The sequence below is a fragment of the Halomicronema sp. CCY15110 genome (genome assembly GCF_016888165.1).
GTDB lineage: Bacteria > Cyanobacteriota > Cyanobacteriia > Phormidesmidales > Phormidesmidaceae > Halomicronema.
The window spans coordinates 1-20,118 of record NZ_JACSWC010000442.1 but is presented as its reverse complement, the minus strand read 5'-3'; the positions used below and the strand labels follow the sequence as shown (position 1 = coordinate 20,118).

Annotated in this window: 15 protein-coding genes and 1 pseudogene; 9 read left to right on the top strand and 7 right to left on the bottom strand. The window is 57.4% G+C overall.

Features of this window, described 5'->3' with window-relative positions; all coding sequences use genetic code 11:
- Positions 1-56 precede the first annotated feature (56 nt).
- On the bottom strand, positions 57-1,220 hold the full coding sequence (gene cax / locus JUK32_RS27150) for a calcium/proton exchanger (RefSeq protein ID WP_204142020.1): 1,164 nt from the start codon (positions 1,218-1,220) through the stop codon (positions 57-59).
- 104 nt (positions 1,221-1,324) lie between these two features.
- Here cax and JUK32_RS27145 point away from each other — a divergent pair, with 104 nt between their 5' ends.
- The 4 genes from JUK32_RS27145 to tsaB all read left to right on the top strand — a co-directional run bounded on the left by JUK32_RS27145 (position 1,325) and on the right by tsaB (position 5,900).
- Positions 1,325-2,335, top strand: coding sequence for an endonuclease/exonuclease/phosphatase family protein (locus JUK32_RS27145; RefSeq protein WP_239113161.1), 1,011 nt, complete (start codon positions 1,325-1,327; stop codon positions 2,333-2,335).
- Positions 2,332-4,188, top strand: coding sequence for a serine/threonine-protein kinase (locus JUK32_RS27140; protein WP_204142019.1), 1,857 nt, complete (start codon positions 2,332-2,334; stop codon positions 4,186-4,188). Before JUK32_RS27145 ends, JUK32_RS27140 begins: the two co-directional genes overlap by 4 nt.
- Positions 4,189-4,431: 243 nt before the next feature.
- Positions 4,432-5,274, top strand: a complete 843-nt coding sequence (locus tag JUK32_RS27135) for a pentapeptide repeat-containing protein (RefSeq protein ID WP_204142018.1) — start codon at positions 4,432-4,434, stop codon at positions 5,272-5,274.
- Complete coding sequence (gene tsaB, locus JUK32_RS27130) at positions 5,271-5,900, top strand: tRNA (adenosine(37)-N6)-threonylcarbamoyltransferase complex dimerization subunit type 1 TsaB (protein WP_204142017.1); 630 nt, start codon at positions 5,271-5,273, stop codon at positions 5,898-5,900. The genes JUK32_RS27135 and tsaB overlap by 4 nt, the downstream gene beginning before the upstream one ends.
- A gap of 158 nt (positions 5,901-6,058) precedes the next feature.
- On the opposite strand, the gene JUK32_RS27125 is transcribed toward tsaB, so the two are convergent.
- Positions 6,059-6,358, bottom strand: a complete 300-nt coding sequence (locus tag JUK32_RS27125) for a ferredoxin (protein ID WP_204142016.1) — start codon at positions 6,356-6,358, stop codon at positions 6,059-6,061.
- Between the two features lie 490 nt (positions 6,359-6,848).
- On the opposite strand from JUK32_RS27125, the gene JUK32_RS27120 reads away from it, so the two are divergent.
- Positions 6,849-7,889: a Gfo/Idh/MocA family protein gene (locus tag JUK32_RS27120; RefSeq protein WP_204142015.1), complete on the top strand. Its 1,041-nt coding sequence runs from the start codon at positions 6,849-6,851 to the stop codon at positions 7,887-7,889.
- 280 nt (positions 7,890-8,169) lie between these two features.
- On the opposite strand, the gene yccX is transcribed toward JUK32_RS27120, so the two are convergent.
- Complete coding sequence (yccX, locus tag JUK32_RS27115) at positions 8,170-8,442, bottom strand: acylphosphatase (protein ID WP_204142014.1); 273 nt, start codon at positions 8,440-8,442, stop codon at positions 8,170-8,172.
- Between the two features lie 204 nt (positions 8,443-8,646).
- Positions 8,647-12,606 (bottom strand): annotated as a pseudogene (locus JUK32_RS27110) (choice-of-anchor I family protein); the annotation flags it as partial.
- A gap of 407 nt (positions 12,607-13,013) precedes the next feature.
- On the opposite strand from JUK32_RS27110, the gene JUK32_RS27105 reads away from it, so the two are divergent.
- A complete protein-coding gene (locus tag JUK32_RS27105) occupies positions 13,014-13,304 on the top strand; it encodes a hypothetical protein (protein ID WP_204142012.1) in 291 nt (96 codons plus the stop codon).
- A 150-nt stretch (positions 13,305-13,454) separates the two neighbouring features.
- Here the strand turns inward: JUK32_RS27105 and JUK32_RS27100 are convergent, their stop codons facing one another.
- The 3 genes from JUK32_RS27100 to JUK32_RS27090 all read right to left on the bottom strand — a co-directional run bounded on the left by JUK32_RS27100 (position 13,455) and on the right by JUK32_RS27090 (position 15,842).
- On the bottom strand, positions 13,455-14,114 hold the full coding sequence (locus JUK32_RS27100; RefSeq protein WP_204142011.1) for a biopolymer transporter ExbD: 660 nt from the start codon (positions 14,112-14,114) through the stop codon (positions 13,455-13,457).
- Positions 14,104-14,790, bottom strand: a complete 687-nt coding sequence (locus JUK32_RS27095; RefSeq protein ID WP_204142010.1) for a MotA/TolQ/ExbB proton channel family protein — start codon at positions 14,788-14,790, stop codon at positions 14,104-14,106. Before JUK32_RS27095 ends, JUK32_RS27100 begins: the two co-directional genes overlap by 11 nt.
- 470 nt (positions 14,791-15,260) lie before the next feature.
- A complete protein-coding gene (locus tag JUK32_RS27090) occupies positions 15,261-15,842 on the bottom strand; it encodes a hypothetical protein (protein WP_204142009.1) in 582 nt (193 codons plus the stop codon).
- A gap of 190 nt (positions 15,843-16,032) precedes the next feature.
- Here JUK32_RS27090 and hemW point away from each other — a divergent pair, with 190 nt between their 5' ends.
- The 3 genes from hemW (at position 16,033) to prmA (ending at position 19,926) form a co-directional block, all read left to right on the top strand.
- Entirely contained in the window at positions 16,033-17,277 is a 1,245-nt protein-coding gene (hemW, locus tag JUK32_RS27085) for a radical SAM family heme chaperone HemW (RefSeq protein WP_204142008.1), read from the top strand.
- 136 nt (positions 17,278-17,413) lie between these two features.
- Positions 17,414-18,997 carry a phosphoglycerate dehydrogenase gene (serA, locus tag JUK32_RS27080; RefSeq protein ID WP_204142007.1) on the top strand — a complete coding sequence of 528 codons (1,584 nt, stop codon included), beginning with the start codon at positions 17,414-17,416 and terminating at the stop codon, positions 18,995-18,997.
- A gap of 38 nt (positions 18,998-19,035) precedes the next feature.
- The gene (gene prmA / locus JUK32_RS27075; RefSeq protein ID WP_204142029.1) at positions 19,036-19,926 is read left to right on the top strand and encodes a 50S ribosomal protein L11 methyltransferase; all 891 of its coding nucleotides are present in this window, start codon (positions 19,036-19,038) and stop codon (positions 19,924-19,926) included.
- Positions 19,927-20,118 lie beyond the last annotated feature (192 nt).

Sequence of the window (20,118 nt, the reverse complement as noted above, 5' to 3'; positions counted from 1 at the left end):
CGATTTCAGTTAAAAAATGGGGCGCTTTAGCCCCTGCCGCAGATCGCCCCGACTAGCTAAGCGATGCTGGGGTGGAAGTAGAAGGCAAAGCCGAGAATCGCATAGGTCGCCAGGAGCAAAGTCCCTTCGAGCCAGTTGGAACGGCCATCAGAGCTGATGGAGTTGGTAATCAGAACGGCGACTGCCACCGCGACCAATTCCAACGCATCGAAATTCAGATCCATGGGCTCGTCGAGGAGCCAACCCGCCAACACCAAAATCGGCGCGACAAACAGGGCGATTTGCATACTGGAACCCACCGCCACTGAGACCGCAAGTTCCATCTTATTTTTCATCGCCACAGTGACCGCGGTGGCATGTTCAGCCGCATTACCAATGATGGGCAGCAAAATCACCCCGGTAAATAGCGATGACAGCCCCAACTGCTCGGTGGCGGCTTCGAGGGTATTGACCAGCAGCTCTGACTCCACCGCCACGATGAGAGTGGCACCGACCAACACCGGAATCCAGATTTTCAGGTTGGGGGTATGCTCGGCGTGGTCTGAAGCGTCATGGTCTGAAGCGTCATGGTCTGAAGCATCATGGTCTGAAGCGGTTGGGGGACTGGACGCGGCTTCGTCGGGGAGCGCCGCATATTCAGCGGTTCCCACGTCGTAAAGATAGGTGTGGGTCTTCATGGAAAACAGCAGCGTCAGCCCATAGACGGCAATCAGGATCACCGCTACCGCATCCGACAATTTTTGCAGGGTTAGTTCCGGCACGGTGGTGGAGGTAAAGCCGACGGCGGTGGGCAAGAGGATGGCGATCACGGCGAGGTTCATGGCGGAGGCGTTGACGCGGGCCATGACTGGCTGAAAGTCTTGCTCTTTATATTTGATCCCCCCCAGCAGCATGGAAAGGCCCAGGACTAGCAACAGGTTGCTAATAATCGACCCAACGATGCTGGATTTCACCACGCTGACCAGTCCTTCATTGAGCGCAATCAGGGCAATGATCAGCTCGGTGGCGTTGCCAAAGGTGGCGTTGAGCAAGCCCCCCCACGAGGGGCCTAAAACCACAGCGATTTCTTCCGTTGAGGTGCCCATCCAACCGGCCAAGGGGAGGATAGCTAACCCGGCGGTGATGAAGACCACGAGTTCGCCCCAGCCGAGAAAATGAGCGGTGAAGGAAATCGGGATGAAAATGAGGAAGCCGTAAAAGATAAGGTTTTTGATCGACATGGCGGGTTAGAAAGATGCAGGTGTCAGAATATCAAAGTTCGGCGGCGGACTGCCGCTTGTGGTGAGCGTCTCACGGTGGCGCTAAACGGTGGATCAGGAGCGCCATGAATCGACTCACAGGGATGGTCTGGGGATTAGTGATTTTGCTCGGCGGTGGCCTGGCGGCCCTCGCGCTATTTTTTGCGTGGGCCAGTGGGGGACGCTGGTCTGAGTCCGAGTATGCCCAGATCGTGCGGCAGGAGGCCTATCCCCTCAGAACGGCAGCCGATGAGTTTTCGGTGGTGTCGTATAACATCGGCTATTTGTCAGGGCTGACCAATAATCAAGCGGTGCGACCCGAGGCCAGTCTGTATGAGGCGAATCTAGCTACGGCGATCGCCGCCCTCGCCCCTTTGAAACCTGACCTTGTGGCCCTACAGGAAATCGACCTGGATTCGCGCCGGTCTTATCAGGTGGATCAGGTGGCGGCGTTGGGCGATGCGTTGGCCTATCCGCAACGGGCGATCGCCATTAACTGGGATAAGCGCTACGTGCCGTTTCCCTATTGGCCGCCCGCCGTCCACTTTGGGCAAATGCTGTCGGGGCAGGCGATTCTCAGCCATTGGCCGATTGTGGAACATGAGCGCATTGTGCTGGAAAAAGTCGCCAGTCAGCCGTTTTATTACACGGCGCTGTATTTGGATCGGCTAGCGCAAGTGGCCCAAATCGAGATCAATGGGCAGCCGGTGGTGGTGATCAATTTGCACTTGGAGGCGTTCGATCGCCCCACTCGGCAGGCGCAAACCGAATTTGTGCTGGCGCTGGCAGAGGAGTATGCCACTGAATATCCGGTGATTTTGCTGGGGGACTTTAACAGTGCGTTGAATCGCGAGGCGGAGGGTACACCGCGATCGATCCAGACGGTGCTCGATTCCCCTAGCTTTGAGTCGGTGGTGCCCGTCGCGCAGTTGGGCGATGCCGCCCAGGCAACGTATCCCGCTGATGCGCCAGCGTTCAAGCTGGACTACATTTTCTACACCCCGGAGCGGCTGGAACTGCTGGAGGCGGAGGTGGTGGTGACGGCGGGCCAGGCGTCGGATCATTTGCCTCTATGGATGCGCTGGCGGTTCAAATGATTTACTGCCTGAATCCCCAGTGTGCCGGGCCAAAAAACCCGAAACGCCATCGGTTTTGTCAAAGCTGTGGGTGGCGGCTGCAATTGGGCGATCGCTACGAGGCAGTGTACAGCGTGGGCGAGGGCCGCAATAGTCACACCTTTGTGGGGCGAGATCGCGCCACGTTGGTCGGGGCGCAGTGTTTGATCAAACAGTTCACTCCCAAGGGTGCAACCGTCTTGGCTAAAGCCGCAGCGGCGGAACGCTGGCGGCGCGAAGTAGAGCAGTTGGCGATCGCGAGCCGCCACCCGCAAATTCCTGATTTGTTCGCCTATTTCGAGCGGGGCGAGCAGCAATTTTTGGTGCAGCAGTTTCTCGTCGGGCCGCATTTAGAGCAGCAATTACAGGAAAAGATGGGGCCATTTGACAGCGACGAGGTGCGTGCCTTTTTGCGCAATGTGCTGCCGATTTTGCACCATTTGCATCAAAATCGCCTGATTCACCGCGACATTAAACCCAGCAACTTTCGGCAACCGCCGGGCCAGTCGGATTGGTGGCTGGTGGATTTTGGCGCGATCAAGCCCGTGACGGCGACCGCAATGGCCCAGCCCGGTACGCTGATCGGCAGTGCCGACTATGCCGCGCCGGAGCAACTGCGGGGTGAGGCCACCTACGCTAGCGATTTGTATAGCCTGGGGGTGGTGTGTCTACATTTGTTGACGGGGCTGCAACCTTTTGACCTGTTTGACGGCGTCAACGGCTGCTGGCAGTGGCGCAGTATTGTGCCCGATGTGGCCCCTAGCTTGGCGACGTTGATTGATCACATGGTGCAGCCGGTGTTGCGCGATCGCCTACCCGATGTGCTCACCGCCATGGCGAGTCTAGGAATGACGGTGCCAGCGCCGCCCGATCCCGTTGCCCCCCGGCAGGCAACGCCGCTGGGCTGGACGGCCACGACGACTGCCGAGTTACGGTGCTCCAGTCAGGACGTGGCGATCATCTCAGCGGCTCAACAGCTGGCATGGCTAACGACAGATGGCAGCCTGGAGGTGCGATCGCTGGCCCAGTCCACCGCGCCAGGTTTGCCATTCCAACCCAGACCGCAGAATATTACGGCGATCGCCGCTCATCCCCAGCAGCCGATCTGGGTGAGTGGCGATCGCCAAGGGCAACTATGGTGCTGGGAGTTGCAGGGCGATCGCTGGCAGGCCAGCCCCCTGGCCACGCTGGATGAGGCGATCGCCCACCTGGTATTCAGTCCCGCTGGCGATGGGCTCTTAGTCGCGGATGCGTTGGGGCGCATTCATGTGTGGCATTGGCCGCGACAAACCTGGCAGGGGATGTGGCGCGACCACGCGGCCAAAGTTAACAGCCTCGCCTTTAGCCATGACGGCAAAACCCTTGCCAGCGGCGACAGTCAAGGCAGTCTCAAACTGTGGGATTGGTCGACCCAGACTCACTTGCGAACCCTGAGCCAGCAACCGGGGGCAATTACGACGATCGCCTGGTTGCCCGGCGATGAAGTGCTGGTGACGGCGGGGTGGGATGTGACGCTGCGCTGGCGGTGTCCCCAGACTGGCGGCACGTTCAACATCGCGAAGGCGGCGGGCTTTTACTTGCCCGTGCGATCGCTCCTTTCCCACACCACTGAGCCGTGGGTCGTGGCAGGCAGTCAAGATGGGCAATTGCAGCTGTGGGCTAGCAACGGACGGGGGAAGGACGCCGAGATGGAGACTGCCGAGATCCGGCAAGCGGTCACTTTGAATGGGGCGATCGTGGCGCTGTCAGCTACGACGCAACCAACAGCAGGCGATCGCGGCTTTTGCTGCCTCACCGCCACGGGGCACCTCACTCAGTGGGCCTGGCCCGTCTGACCGCAAAACCGCTGGGCCATCATCCCAGGGCGCTGATGGGTGGCTGGGGAGTTCCAGAATCGTGACTGACTCCGCGATGAATTATGTCATGATGGACGCTGAAACCGGGTGCTGGTTGCTGCGATCGTGGACGTTATGAAGCCGGGAAACCGCACTGGATCGCGAGGTTCCGATAGACCGACCGATTTAGTTTGTACTGAATCACGTCGTAGCGCACATATTAAGGGAGGTCAAAACCGCAACATGGCAAATGAAGCACAACTTGCCAAGCTGCGCGCAGGCGTAGACGGCTGGAACCAGTGGCGCGAGTCAGCCTCGACTGAGCCGATTGACCTGAGTCGGGCTAACTTGAGTAATGCCGTGCTGACGGGGGCCAACCTGACGGGCGCTGACCTGTCGCGGGTCAATTTCATTGGCGCGACGCTCTCCTCCACCAATTTGTCGGGGGCGAATCTCTCCGGTGCAGACCTGAGCGGGGCCGATGTGAACAAAGCCGATTTAACCGGGGCGACTCTGACCGGGGCCAACCTCCTGGGGGCCGACCTGGCGGAGACGACCCTGAGCAAAGCCATGATGTCGGGGGTCAATCTCAACCGTTCTGACCTGTCGAATGTAAATCTGAGCGAATGTGATCTCAGCAAAGCAAGCTTAATTGGGGTGGAACTGAGCCGGGCCGATCTTTCCGGCGCGAACCTGACCGGCGCGAATCTGAAACGAGCCGAACTCCAGCGAACGAAACTCGCCCACGCCAACTTGAGTGAGGCCAATCTGGAAGATGCCCGACTGTTGAGTGCGGTGTTAACCGAGGCCAACCTGGCAGACACTAACCTGAAGGGCGCTCGCCTGAACCGCGCTGATTTAAGCCAAGCCAACTTTGCCAGTGCCAACTTGCAGGAAGCAAATTTGTTGGGCAGCAATCTCACTGGTGCCTCCCTGACCGCCGCTCAGTTGAACAAGGTGAATTTCAGCGGGGCCGATCTCACGGGGACAAATTTTCAGGATGCGGATCTGGAAGGGGCGGTGCTGGAAGGAGCCACCCTGAAAGATACGATCATGCCCGACGGTACGGTGCGTTCGGACGCATGATTGGGTTAGCCATTCACACCAGCAGTCCAGAATTGGGGCTGGCCTGTCGAGATTTGGCGCAGGGCACGCAGCGATCGCAGGTTTGGCCCTTGGGTCGCGACTTAACTGCTTATCTGCATGAATGCCTGATCGAGTTCTTGTCTCCCTATGCCTGGTCGGAGGTCGCGTATATTGCGGTCGCCAAGGGGCCAGGCGGTTTCACGGGCACGCGCATTGGTGTCGTCGTGGCGCGCACGTTAGCCCAGCAGTTGCAGATTCCGCTGTTTGGGGTGTCGAGTTTAGCCGCGATCGCCCAATACCACCAACTCACCGCAACCCTAGCCCCCGAACAGCTTGATCCGATTGCGGTGTCTCTCCGAGCCCAGCGCGGCGAAATCTTTGGCGCAATTTATCAAGCCCAGCCCCCCGTGGTGGCCCCGGAGCTGCCCGAAGCCCTTTACTCTGAAGCGGACTGGGAAGCCAAGCTGAATCACTGGCCGACGCCTTACCAGCTCATCGCGGCGGAAGGGGGATTGGCCCCCACCGTCGAAGGAGTCCTGTCATTAGCCCAACACCAGTGGCACATGGGCGATCGCCCTGACTGGTCGAGCGTGTTGCCGTTTTATGGCCAACATCCTGTCCGCTAGCCCTAAACGACGCCCAGCGGCGGCGCACCAGCAACCTTGCCGCATCGGTTTAACCCTTCAGCAATAGAGGGGCTAGAGTCATACTTTTAGACATACAAAAAGCGAGCAGCCGTAGCTCCTCGCTCTTAAATGTTGCCATCGAAAGGAATAGCAGACTCTTAGTAAAGGTCTTCTTCCTTATGGGTTTCGATAGTGCAATCAGACGTGGGGTAAGCCACGCAAGTCAAAACGAAGCCGGACTCAATCTGGTCATCATCCAAGAAGGACTGATCAGACTGGTCAACGCCACCAGCGGTAAGCTTGCCTGCACAAGTGGAGCAAGCACCAGCACGGCAGGAATAGGGCAGGTCAATGCCCTGTTCTTCAGCGGCGTCGAGAATATATTCGTCGTCAGCCACTTCGATTGTAGTGTTCAAGCCTTCGGCTTCGCTGACCAAAGTCACTTTGTAAGATGCCATATTGCAATCCTCTCAACAAAAATTGGGAACTGTTGCAAAAGCAAACCCATTCAATACGAACCGCATCATTAAGATTTTGCAGAACTCAGTTAATTTAAGTTTGCCTTCATGATTGATACTAAGGGAAAACCTGTATCCTGTGGGAAAAATCCTCCTTACGATTGAATGGGATTCGTAATCGAAAGGGCAACTTTCTCCTTTTCGTCTTATCAATACACCGCATCCGATTCCCTGTAATCCTTCTGTAGCAGTCCTTTAGAGGACATGCAATCAACATTGCAAAGATGATTGCTAGGGGAATCTTGCGATAGTTTTTATCAATAATTAAGCGTCCTATAATTTTAGCTTATATCTTTACCTGTCACTCTAGGGTGTCAATTAAGCCTCTTTCTTCTCAGGGGTAATTCTCTCTGATTGTCAAGCTGCACTGTCTCCCACAACACTTTAGAATCGGGAATGTCTGGCAGCAATTACAGGGGAGAACAGTCGCTTGACGTTAGGATTATTCACCAATCTTGGGCGATCGCTGCGGGTCGGCATCGTGGGCACTGGGTTTGCGGCTAAAGCGCGGGCGATGGCGATCGCGGCAGACCCTCGCGCCGCCGTGCTGGCGGTCACCGGGCACCACCCTGGCAACACCCGTACCTTTGCGGCAGCCCACGACATCCCCCAAGTTTTCGACAATTGGCAAACATTGGTGCAGCAACCTGACCTGGATGGGGTGTTTGTCTGCAACGTCAACCGCGACCATAGCGCTGTCGCCCAAGCGGCCTTAGAGGCTGACAAGTTTGTCGTGGTGGAGTATCCCTTAGCGATCGCCGCGGCAGAGGCCGCCGCCTTGATTGAGTTGGCCGCCCAACGCCAGCGATTGCTACACATCGAGCACATTGAGTTACTGGGCGGTTTGCATCAGACGATGCTGGCGCACTTGCCCAAAATTGGCACGCCGCACTACGTGCGCTACTGCACGGCGGTGCCCCAGCGGCCCGCCCCCGAAAAGTGGACATACAATGCCGAACTATTTGGCTTTCCCTTGGCGGGGGCGCTCTCTCGCCTCCATCGATTAACGAATTTATTTGGCGCGGTGGCGTCAGTTGCCTGTCAGATGCAGATGCAGCCAGCCGCCTCGGGCCATGGCAGTTACTATCGTCAGCTGCGCTGTCTGGCCCAGCTCCAATTTCACAGTGGGGTGCTGGCGGAGGTGCTGTATGCCAAGGGAGAAGCTACCTGGCGATCACAGCGCTGGATGGAAGTAGAGGGCGATCGCGGGGCGATCGTGTTCGATGGCGACCAAGGTACGTTATTGTCCGCTGAGGAAGCAACGCCGCTTGAACTGGAATCGCGCCGAGGACTCTTTGCCCGCGACACTACCGCCGTACTCGATGCCCTGATTGACGGCACGCCCCTCTACGTCACCCCGCAGGAAAGCCTGTATGCTTTGCAGGTCGCCGCCGCCGCTGAGGCCGCCGCCCAAACCGGCAACCCCGTCAAAGTGACCGCCCCCTATCCAGGGGCAACTCTGAAGCCGTGACTGCCAATAAACAGCCGAGACGACTGTGCCAACTTATTCAATCCCCATTGCTTAGAGTGTTCCAAGTAAAAAGTTATCCAACCGGGATTCCTCCCGTTGGTCGGAATGACATAACCGGTCATGTTGAGTGCAGCGCAGCGGAGTCGAAACATCTGGCATGACGAGGGACGATTATTTCTTTGGACTACTCTTAGTCCCCTCACCTGGGCACTTTACCTAACTATCCAACAACCCAAGCCTGCTGGGCAGGCTTCGCCAACATACTCTCAACTCCACCGGTCTATCGGGCGATCGTAAAGCTGCCGAACTCCCCATTAGCGCTGCCATAGGTGATATCCACCTGCTTGACTTGCGCTGCCGGGGGGCCTTGCTTCGCCCAATCCAGCAGTTGAGCGATGGCCGGAGACGGCCCTTCCGCCACAATCTCGACGGTGTCATCCGGCAGGTTTTTAACGTAGCCGGTCACCCCCAACCGCACCGCCTCATTTTGGGTGTGATACCGAAAGCCCACGCCTTGCACAATACCTTGGATGATCAGGTGAACTCTGTCCATATCGCAATCAGTTGATCTTTGCCGTGAATACCGTAGCTTAGTTCGTGGGCACCGCTGTGAAAAACGATAGGAAAGGCAAGATTGATCACTCTGACCTCAGGAGCAGCCGCAACTTTCTCCCCCGGTCAGGTGGAATCACGCCCAGGCTACCAACCGATTGAATGCGATCGCCTGGGCGCTGTGATGATGACGTGCTTGGGGCGACTATGCCACCACGTCAACCGAATTGATGGCAAACTCCAGGTCATTGAAGTCTGCATCAATCCAGTCTTCAAAGGTCCACACATTGCCCTCGCGCTTAATCATGGTCATGCCCATAGCGGCATCGCCAATGGTGGCCAGATTATGCAGGTCGCCATCGATGATCAACGCCGGAGCGTAGTAGAAATCACCCTCTAGCGTGATGCTCGTATTCTTCGAGGCCAGATTGTCAACAAAGAGCTGCGGCATAGACAACAGATTCTGCCGTACGGCATCTTCATAGCCCGCTTCACCGGGGTTGATGCCGTCCACTGCGCCTTGGGCATCCGTGACGTAGAACTGCAGCAGGTTGTCAAATGCCGCTTCCCGCATGAGGCTGACGTTAGCGGTGATGTTGCCATCAATGCCCGTCAGGTCGAGGATTTCGGCCACCGGATCAACCGGATCAACAGGCTTTTCAGGCGGGTTGAACTCGAAGAGGCTCGTGGTGCCGCTGACTTCGCTAGAAACTGCCAACAACGCTGCTCCCGTGGGGCTATCTTCAGCCGAGATGAAGGTTAAGCCTTCGGGGCCGAGGTCGCCTGCCGCTGGATTACTAACACCAGCTGCGAGTTCCGCATCAACGGTGAAGTCACGATTATTGATGTACTGCACGAATGCCGAGTTGCCTGGATCCGTAATGTCGTACACCATGATGCCGCCAACCCGCTCTAAGCCCACAAAGGCGTAGGTGCTGCCGTTAACTTCGCCGATGACCACGCCTTCAGGCTCAGGCCCTTTGGCGTCGCTGCGGCTGTCGAACGAGCCGTTTTCGTCGTTGGTGGAGTTGAAGAACTCGGGGAACAGGCTCGCGGTGATCTGCTCAAAATCGTCGCCGCTGTCGAAGATGACGTTGCCTGCCGTATCAAAGATGGTGAAGGAGCGAGAACCGTAAGCGTAGAGCTCGTCGTAGTCGCCGTCGCCATCGGTGTCGCCATCGATGGTGGACACTTCCAGCCGTCCCAGGACTTCATCTGCTTGCAGTTCCGCCGCATTGAGGAACGCGACCGGATCAAGCACAAGGTCTTTAACCCGTGCATCTTCGTCGCGGGCGTCGCCTTCGTTAGCGGTGACCACGTAGGTGATGCCGCCGACTGCGTAGCTAGCGATCGCATCGGGCATGTACATACCAAAGACAGGGTAGTTTTGGATGTTAATGGCGTCGTCGCGATCGCTGGCATCGATGCCGTTGCCTGCCAAGCTGTGGTCTTTGTAACCGAGACCGACCACATCGGTGACTTGCTTCGTCGCCAGGTCGATTACCGCAAAGGCATTATTTTCTTGCAGGCTGACGAAGGCTTGCGTGCCATCGGGCGAAACCGTGATGTACTCAGGCTCGGCATCTTTAGAGAAATCAATGCCGGGGAAGATGCGCACACCCTCAGCTCTCAGGGCAGCTTCTTGACCGTCGAAGGCTTTGAAGTCAGCAGTGTCAACCGTGGCGCTAGCGACACCACCGGAAATATCGATGATGCTGACAGAACCTTCGGGGTTAACCCCATCGTCGGGTTCGCCTTCGTTCGCGACCAATACCTGGGTGCCATCGGGCGTAAAGGTCACCATGTCGGGTAGTGCGCCCACTTCCACTTCATTCAAGAAGTTGCCGTCGGCATCGAAGAAGACCACCTTGCCGGGATCGGTGACCACCTCATTTTCAATGGCGACAGCGACAATGCCGTTTTTCACGGCAACGCTGTTGGCTCCGGCCCCAAACTGGGTGGCGTCAATCTGGTTGATCAGCGTAGGAGCGCTGGGGTCGCTGACATCGAGAATGTCGATGGTCACGGCATTGGAGTTGACGACAAATAGGCGATCGCTGGTCGGGTCAAATGCGTTAATCTCCGCCGCCCCTTCGTCAAACACGCCAGTGGCAAAGGTGCCCAGCAGGCTCAGACCCACCATCGGCTCCGTCGGCTCCTCGCTACCGTTATCGCTATCACCGAAGATGCTATCGGCCCGGAAGTTCAAGTTTTGAATGCGCTCATCCAAATCACGGCCCGTATCCAATTGCGCAAACGGGGTGTTGAGGAAGTTGTCGAGGAGGTACTCAGCTAGAGCATCCTGCTCAGTACCGTCGTCGGCGAAGGTGGCGTCGCCAGTCTGCACCCCTGCCTGCTCTAGAGAAATGGCATTTGCCCGAGCTGCCACCTCTGGATCATTGAGGTTGGGGAAAGGATAGCCATCGCCACCGCCGACGAAGTTACCGTCATCGTCGAAACGAGGCGCAGCCAGGAAGCCCAGCGTGACGATGCGGAACTCTTCACCCGCATCCCCGACGATTTCGCCATCGCGCACCAGCTCCGCAACCAGGTTGTCGTCTTCATCAAAGACGCCAGCACTGAGGATGCGATCGCCTGCCGCTAAGTCAGGGTCGTAGGAGAACTTGACGCCAGAGATTTGGGGGAAGGCACCCGCCACATCAGGCAACGCACTCACGCCATGCTCCAACAGACCGACGATTTCGGCTTTTGTCACAGTCAGCAGGGTCAGGTCGTTGTTGAAAGCCAGAGTCGTCTGGATGTCGTTTTGGCTGATGCCACCTTCCGGCTTTACGAGGTTGCCATCGCTGTCTAAGACTTCCTCATTGGGACTCCGCACGGCTTCGGAACCCCCCGGAGGCACAATAGTCTGACCAATGGAAGCCCGGATGCCGCCACCGTTCTTGAGCGAAATCACCACCGTGGGGTCAGCTGCTTGAGCGATCGCCAAATTAGCGTCAGCCGTCAAGTTACCCAAGTTGGTTTCTTGCGTCCGCACCCCGTCCGGATCATCGGCGGCGTCAGTCCCAGAGCGGTTGCCGTTGAGAAAGACATCAGCCGTCCCAAAGACGTTGCCCTCAGTCGCGATGATTTGGGCTTCGATCGCATCCACAATTTGCTGAATCTCCGGATCAATCAGCCCTTCAGCCCCCAGGTCGGTGACCCCTTGCGCATCCGTCGCATAAGCCCCGGAAACGCTCGCGTCATAACTTTCGGGGATGATGTTGCCATCGGCATCAAAGTCAATGACCAATCGACCCACATACTTGTAGCTACCGTCGGTATTGACAACAGCCGTTTGAGTGCCGCCAGCGTTAACCACAAACTGGGGATAGTCACCTTGCTTGGTGTCACCGTCACGGAGGAGATCGTCGGCGTCGGTCAGGCGAGTGTTGGAACCACCACCCACGATGATATCAACATTCTCCAGCCGCTCCGCCAAAGCCAATTCGATGCTGAGCTGCTGCATGTGGGAGAGCAGCACGACCTTGTTCAGACCGGGGTTAGCCGCTAGCAAAGCATCCACTTCGGCCTGAATCTCAGCTGCCAGCGCATCCAGTTGCGCGGCGGTGGGGTTGGCATCAAACGGGGCCGGCGAGATGCCCACGTCGCCAGGGCTGGAAATGCTCGCCAGCGTGGGGGTCGTAGCTCCCACAATACCGATATTTTCGCCGTTGACATCAATCACCACGGAGGAGGTAACGGTGTTGGCTTGAGGAGCCTGACCCCCCTCAACTTCCAGCGGCGCTAGGTTAGCATCCGTGGAGAAATCTAAGTTAGTGGAGAGGTAAGGAAACGCCGCGCCGACAAAATCTCCACCCAGGATGGAGCCCGCAGCTGAGCCATCGATCAGACCGGCTAGTTCAGCGGTGCCAAAGTCGAATTCGTGGTTACCCAGGGCGATGGCTTGCAAGCCCAACTCGTTTTGGATTTGGATGTCAGCAATCCCCGCCGAGCCAAAGGCCGCCGCCGAGGCATCGTAAAACAGGCCGGGGATGATGGCATCCCCAGAAGATAACCGCAATGTGTTGTCAGCCACCCCATCGTTACCCAAATCTTGGGCTGCCAAGGCATTCAAAATGGCTGATAGGCGGGGGGCATCTTGCACCGCCAGGGCACCGGCCTCCTGGTCGGCGATGTGTAGCAGTTCGAGCGTAAAGTCGTCCATAAATCCCTCTTAGGCTTGAAAATTAGACAGCACGACAAGGTGGGCCAGCGACTGAGCTGGCACCGACCCCTGTACGTTTAACGAACCAAAATCGACGCTACGAAGAAACTACGCAGACTCGCTGACCGCCTGAGTAACGATGCCAGCAGCATGCACTGCGTTCATTCACCCTAGACAGCCTTCAGGCCTCCCAGTCTTTGACCAGCCACAGACAACCCGCCAGGTTGGCAAGGGAAGGAAGAATCCGACGCAGTCTCATTGTGTTCACCAGTAACCTTCTCAGACGAAAGTAAAGGGACGGTAATGCTAGCCTTAAGCCTTCGTGTAATCACGTAGACTTTTTCTGTGACTGATAACAATTGGGCTGACTTTATCTCTCCTTCATAGAGAGGGTCGCCGTCAGGGTGAAGAAATCTTGGAATATCCGCAGGGGAAAGCTCGACCATGGAGCGATCGCGTCGTTGGGCATCCGTCAAGGCAACATTGCGGCTCCCCTACTTGTGCCCAAGACTACTTCGCCCTGTGGAGACAAGGTTAAGCCAGGGCTAAAGCTGGTGAATCAGTCCGTGTATGCACAGGGCCGTCAGCGATCGCCGCTAATCGTGGCGATCGCGATCGGGTCAGGATGCCACCTTATGATCTTGAGGATGAATTTTACCGCTGCGTCAGAGCCAGAATTGGCGATCGCCGGGTAAGGGACTGGCGCGCAAAAAAGATCTCGATGGAGAGAGTTTCGACTCCGCTCAACTCTCGATACTGGCAGGCTGAGCGAAGTCGAAACCGGATTAAACGGGTACTTTTTTTAATTGCAGTTCCCTAAGCGATCGCCGCCGCTGGCTCGTGAGTTATTCCGCCTCATCGGGCGCAGCAGAAGGGTCGCTGGGGATTGTTTCTAAATCATCCGTCGGCACTTGCGGCAACCGATCTTGGAGCGCCGGATCTTCCAACCCCGGATTCAACGGCTCAATGCCGGAGGGAAAGGGACTGGGATTGAGCAACTCGTCATCTTGAGGTAACGTTTGCCCCGGTAGCGGCGATTCCAAGCCGGCGGCTGGCGATTCGATCGATTCGCCCGGCAGGGTGGCCAACGCCACGCGATCGCCCCCCACCTCACGCAGCAAATCCAGTACCTGAATCACATCTTCATACCGGGCATCCCGTGAGGCGTACAAAACGATTAGCCCCTCGGGTGACACCTGTTGATGCTGCAACAGCACGTCATATAACAGATTTAAAGTGACTGGCTGCTGGTCAAGGTAGACCTGACCGATCGCATCCACACTGACATACAGCCGTTCTCGCAACAAAGCCTCTGACCCAATGCCTTGGGGGGGCAAAGGATTGCCCGTATTGGCACTGGGCAAATCGAGATCGATCGCCTGCTGACGGGTCAGCCCCACCGCCGCGAGGATAAAGAACGTCAGAATACAAAAGATGATGTCAATGAGCGGAATGATTTCAATCCGCACATCTTCGTTAGGAACATCGAGGAAATTAATTTTCATCGGACTGAGGCACCTCCGTCGATGGGGTCGCAGGAACCGCTGTTGACCGCTGCTTGACTGACCAAGCTTGGCGATAAAGCAACTCTAGCTCACTCCCCGATTGCCGGAAGACCTTGGCTTGGCCAAAGACAAACCCTTGAAATAAGCGATAAAAAGCCAAACTCACAATCGCAATCACCAATCCTGCCGCAGTGCTAATCAGGGCCTCACCGATGCCCAGTACCGTGCCGCTGGTGCTATCACTCGCTAAATCGGATAAATCGATCGAACCGAGCGAATTGATCAAGCCGAAGACGGTACCCAGCAGACCAATCATGGGAGACAGCGCGATGACTGCTTCGAGAATTTTTTCGCCCTTCCGCATCACCGTTAGTTCTTCGTCGGCAGACGTTTCTAACGCCAGCCGGAAAACCTCAGGATCGGGAGCCTCTAACGACAACGGCGCGGATAAAAAGCGGCCCATCGGTAGCTTGTCGGCGCGTTGGGCAATGTCCGTCGCCGCTGACCATTCCCGGCGGGCGGCTTCTAAAACTCGTCCCGCCACTTCCCGCTCTTTGGTCAAAATGCGCGACCAAAACCAGATTCGGTCAATGATGGTGCCCAGTGACAGAACCGACAAAAACAGTAGTGGCCACATGGCTAAGCCGCCACGGGCAAACAGTTCGGCAATATTCACAAAAGCACCTCCTCACTCGTACCGTTGACACCTTGGGGCAATTCTAGTGTCTTGGGGGTTGGCCTATGGGCGATCGCATTCACAAGTCACGCTCACGCGCCTAGGGCATTCCAATTCTAGAGAGTCATGCGACATTTGCAGCGTGACGGCGCAAAATTGCCGCAGATTTCCCCTTGCCGCTTAGTGCTCAACCGCCTATTGCAGGTTCATTAGGGCGTCAGACGATCAGGGAGTTGCTTGAAAATAGCATCCCGGTCGTTGGCGTTGGGCACGTATCGGTTGAGCGTACTGGTCGGATCCCCCGCTGCCATGCCTCTGGGCAATAACCTTGCGGGTATGGCTCCGCTCAGGCCGCGTTAGAGCAAGGGGGCGTCACTCACGGGTTGGGAAGTCCCCCTTTGCAAGGACGTTCAGCTAGTTGGTCATGACTTGTTTAAGATGCATCATGCCCCGCATTAGGCATGGAAAAATCAGTGGTCGGTGGTTATCGCGCCCTCATATTGGCAAATTTTGGCGGCGATAAAGGCGATCGCCGTCATCGATTCGGTCAGCGGGGCGCGACGGTTTGATGACTGCACGCGAAAGCCGGGGGCGCGATCGGGAAATTGCCACAAATCCAGATGATCCACGGGCGGATCGGCATAGAAACTGTCAGCCCCCGCCCCCAGCACGGCAGAACTCCAGTGGGTGAAATAGTCGTGACTGACTCGATGCAGGGGGAAATCGCCTACTTGAGGGACACCCCACCCATCCACCGCAATCAGCGCGGCAACGGTGCGACCTTGCCCTTGCCAGAGCTGTGCCGCCGCGATCGCCCCCACCACCCCGGCACTAAACCCAATCAGCAACAGCGGTTCGTTCGACTTCGCCGCCGTTTGCAAAAACGACCAGACGGCCAGGCCATTGAAAGGGGCGTCGCGATCTCTGGGGAAGACCTGATCTTCGGCAATGTGTAGCGTGCTGCCAAGGGTGGTCAGTTGCTGGTTCAGGGCGGTGAGGAAGCGATCGCTCAACGCCACATCATGAATGCCAGGGCAGATAATTAGGGGCATGGGTGAATGGTTGCGTAGGGGCGAGGCATTCTCGAAGCAACGGTTCGGGATCACCAAAATGTAATTTCGAGAATGCCTCGCCCCTATAGGATATGGGGGGGAAACAGATGCCATCCCTGTCCCGCTCCATCTGTCCCGACCAAAAAGGAAACGATACCATCAAAGATGGCCTGTCTATTCGTGGTTTTGGATGCCGTCCAGTCCTCCCCTACAGAATCGCTCTGATATCGTGTTGCCCCATTCAGGGCTGGCTGCGCCGCGATCGGCCTACGTCCACATTCCCTTTTGTCGGCGGCGGTGTTTTTACTGCGACTTTCCCATTGCGGTGGCGGGCGATCGCGCGCGGGGCGAAACCTCGCCGCGTATGCAGTCCTATGTGGATGCTCTCTGTCGGGAAATTCAGGTGACGCCCGCGCTGGGAGCACCGTTGCGGACAGTATTTTTCGGCGGGGGCACACCGTCGCTGCTGGCGGTGGCGCAGGTGGAGCAGATTTTAACGGCCTTGAGCGATCGCTTTGGTCTTGAGGCGATCGCCGAAATCTCGATGGAAATGGACCCCGGCACCTTTGACCGGGCGGCTCTCATGGCACTGCGACAACTGGGGATCAACCGGGTCAGTCTGGGCGTCCAATCCTTTACCAATAAGCAGTTAGAGGCGTGTGGTCGCACCCATCGGCTGGCGGACGTACAACAGGCCATTGAGGATTTGCACGCTGCCGACATTCCCGTGTGGAGTCTGGATCTGATTTCGGGCCTGCCCCACCAGACCGTCGAGCATTGGAAAATCGCGCTGGAGACGGCGATCGCCCACCAGCCCCAACACCTCTCTATCTATGACCTGACAGTGGAACCCAACACCGTCTTTCATCGGCGCTACACCGCTGGGGAATCGCCCCTGCCGACCGATGACCAGACGGCGACCATGTATCGCCTGGCCCAAGCCGTGCTGACTCAGGCGGGCTACGACCATTACGAAATTTCCAATTATGCGAAACCCGGTTATCAGTGCCAGCACAACCGCGTCTATTGGGAAAATCGCCCCTTCTATGGCTTTGGCATGGGGGCCGCCAGCTATACCCAAGGTCAGCGCTGGCAGCGGCCCCGCACGACCCATGAGTATGCCGACTGGCTGCAAACCTATGAGATGGCCGATGGCAAGTTAGACGGGGAGCCGGTGACGCTGGGCGATCGCTGGCTGGATCGACTGATGATGGGCCTGCGCTTAGCGGCAGGCATTTCCTTAAAAGATTTGGTAGAAGAATTTGGGGAGAGCCGGGTGGCGCAGTTAGAAGAATGTTTGCGCCCCTATCGTCGACAAGGCTGGATTGCGGACGACGAGGAGCGATCAGGCGGGTTCAGGTTCACCGATCCCGAGGGCTTTCTGTTCTCGAACGTAGTGCTGATTAAGCTGTTTGAAACCTTCGATGTGGCCTAGATTCGACGTGTGGGGGCCGCAGTCATGGAGTAAAATGACATCTGGAAATTTGCTGGAGCCCCGTTCGGGGCGGCTGATGGTTCCCGCCACAGACAGCAATTTTCGACGCGCAGGCACCTCTTATCTCTGACTCACCATGCCCAAGGTTTTAGTATCTGACCCCATCGATCAGGCTGGCATCGACATCCTGTCGCAAGTCGCCCAAGTTGACGTTCAGACCAAGCTTTCCCCCGAAGAACTCGCCAACATTATCGGGGACTACGATGCGCTAATGATTCGTTCGGGCACCAAAGTCACCCAAGCCGTGATTGAAGCGGGGCAAAACCTCAAAATCATTGGCCGCGCTGGGGTGGGCGTCGATAACGTCGATGTGCCCGCCGCCACCCGGCGCGGCATTGTCGTGGTGAACTCGCCCGAAGGCAACACGATCGCCGCCGCTGAACATGCCCTGGCGATGATGCTGTCATTGTCGCGCTACATCCCCGTCGCGGATCAATCCGTCAAAGCGGGCGACTGGAATCGTAAGGCTTTTACTGGGGTCGAAGTTTACAAGAAAACCCTCGGCGTCGTGGGCTTGGGCAAAATTGGTTCCCATGTGGCGACTGTGGGCCGCGCTTTGGGGATGAAGCTGCTGGCCTACGACCCCTTTATCTCGGCCGATCGGGCGGAAAAGTTGGGCTGTCGGTTGGTCGATCTGGACTTGCTGTTCCGCGAAGCCGACTACATCACCCTGCACCTGCCCAAAACCCCCGAAACGACAAATCTGATCAACGCGAAGACGCTAGCCTCCATGAAGCCGACCGCTCGCATTATCAACTGTGCGCGGGGCGGCATCATTGACGAGGTGGCGTTGGCCGATGCCCTGAGCAAAGATGTGATTGCGGGAGCCGCGTTGGATGTCTACGCGGAGGAGCCCCTGGGAGCCGATTCCCCCCTGCGATCGCTCGACCGCAAAGCCATTTTGACCCCCCACCTCGGCGCTTCGACGGAAGAAGCCCAAATCAATGTGGCGACCGATGTGGCGGAGCAAATTCGTGATGTGCTGCTGGGACTGCCCGCCAAATCTGCCGTGAATATCCCCGGTTTGCGGGCCGACGTGATGGAGCAGATGCGCCCCTATCTGCAACTGGCGGAAACCCTGGGCAATCTGGTCGGCCAACTCGCGGGGGGCCGCATCGAGTCGTTGAATGTGCAAATGCAGGGCGAATTGGCGCAAAAAGATAGCCAGCCCGTGGTCATTGCCGCGCTGAAGGGTCTACTGTCCCACGCGCTGCAAGAGCGGGTGAACTATGTGAATGCCAACATTGAAGCCAAAGAGCGAGGCATCCACGTCATCGAAACCCGCGATACGGACGTGAAGGGCTATACCAGTTCCCTACGGCTGACCGCCGTAGGGTCGCTGGGCGAGCACTCGGTCAGTGGGGTGCTGCTGGGGGGCAGCGAGATTCGCGTCACGGATATCGACGAGTTCCCGATCAACGTGCCGCCGACCAAGCACATGCTGTTTACCCTGCACCGCGACATGCCGGGCATCATCGGCAAAATTGGCTCCCTGTTGGGCAGTTTCAATGTGAATATTGCCAGTATGCAGGTGGGCCGCAAGATTGTGCGGGGCGATGCGGTGATGGTGCTGAGTATCGATGATCCCCTGCCAGAGGGTATCTTAGATGAGATTACGAAGGTGCCCGGCATTCGGGATGCCTACACGGTGAGCCTTTAAATCGCATCGGCGCTGCACGCGAGAGAGAATTCATGACTCTGGTCAATAGTTGGTGGGAAGTTCAGGTCTTGTGCGACCCCGCTCTGGAAGATACCGTCTTTTGGCGGTTTGAAACCTTTGGGGGGCGCGGCACCGCCAGCCAACGTCGAACTCATGTGCGGCAGATTCAGGCGTATTTTCCCCAAGAAGAGTTTGAGCTATTGGATGTGGCGGCGGTGGCCTTGCGCATTAAGCAGGATGCCATTTGTTCGCAGCTGGCGATTCCGCAAACGACCTGGCGGCTAATTGACGAAGAGGACTGGTCGAAAAGCTGGAAGGATCACTGGTCGCCGCAGGAAGTGGGCGATCGCTTTCTCATCAATCCCGCCTGGATGGACAAGCCGGAGGGCAGCGATCGCCTGATCCTGCAACTGGATCCGGGGGCGGCGTTTGGCACGGGCACCCACCCCACCACGCAGCTCTGTCTGGAATCGCTGGAAATGCGCATCGACGCTGACGCCCAAGACGCGACGGTGGCGGATATTGGCTGCGGCTCTGGCATTCTTTCCACGGCGGCGCTGCTGCTCGGGGCAAAGCACGCCTACGCCGTTGATGTAGACCCCCTGGCGGTGCGGGCCACGCGGGAAAATGCCGTCCTCAATGGGCTGACGTCGGCGCAGTTGGACGTGCAGCTGGGCAGCTTAGATACCCTGATGGAGACCCTGGAGAAGCCCGTTGACGGCATTCTCTGCAATATTTTGGCGGAGGTGATTGTCGATCTGATTCCGCAGCTCAGCGAAATCTCCCATCCCCAGAGCTGGGGCATTCTCAGCGGCATTTTGCTAGAGCAGTCGAAGCTGGTGGCGGATACGTTGGAGCAGCATGGCTGGGTCGTGGCGACCCTCTGGCGGCGCAAAGAATGGTGCTGCTTAAACATCCGCCGCTCTTAAACCTCATCTAGCTTCAGAGGTGGAGTTTTACATTCGATCCGACCTCACCGCCTGCGGCACCTCTCCTAAGCCCTTTGGGCAGGCTTCGCCAACTCAAGGAGAGGTTTAACTAGCGTCCGGTTCCTCTCCTTGCCAAGGCTACTAAGTACACATAAATCCCTCCTGGGCTAGTGACCATCCCTGAAAGATGGC

Coding starts and splice junctions, on each gene's coding strand:
- cax (WP_204142020.1), bottom strand. CDS start 1,220: ATGTCGATCAAAAACCTTATCTTTTACGGCTTCCTCATTTTCATCCCG.
- JUK32_RS27145 (WP_239113161.1), top strand. CDS start 1,325: ATGAATCGACTCACAGGGATGGTCTGGGGATTAGTGATTTTGCTCGGC.
- JUK32_RS27140 (WP_204142019.1), top strand. CDS start 2,332: ATGATTTACTGCCTGAATCCCCAGTGTGCCGGGCCAAAAAACCCGAAA.
- JUK32_RS27135 (WP_204142018.1), top strand. CDS start 4,432: ATGGCAAATGAAGCACAACTTGCCAAGCTGCGCGCAGGCGTAGACGGC.
- tsaB (WP_204142017.1), top strand. CDS start 5,271: ATGATTGGGTTAGCCATTCACACCAGCAGTCCAGAATTGGGGCTGGCC.
- JUK32_RS27125 (WP_204142016.1), bottom strand. CDS start 6,358: ATGGCATCTTACAAAGTGACTTTGGTCAGCGAAGCCGAAGGCTTGAAC.
- yccX (WP_204142014.1), bottom strand. CDS start 8,442: ATGGACAGAGTTCACCTGATCATCCAAGGTATTGTGCAAGGCGTGGGC.
- JUK32_RS27100 (WP_204142011.1), bottom strand. CDS start 14,114: ATGAAAATTAATTTCCTCGATGTTCCTAACGAAGATGTGCGGATTGAA.
- JUK32_RS27090 (WP_204142009.1), bottom strand. CDS start 15,842: ATGCCCCTAATTATCTGCCCTGGCATTCATGATGTGGCGTTGAGCGAT.
- hemW (WP_204142008.1), top strand. CDS start 16,033: ATGCCGTCCAGTCCTCCCCTACAGAATCGCTCTGATATCGTGTTGCCC.
- serA (WP_204142007.1), top strand. CDS start 17,414: ATGCCCAAGGTTTTAGTATCTGACCCCATCGATCAGGCTGGCATCGAC.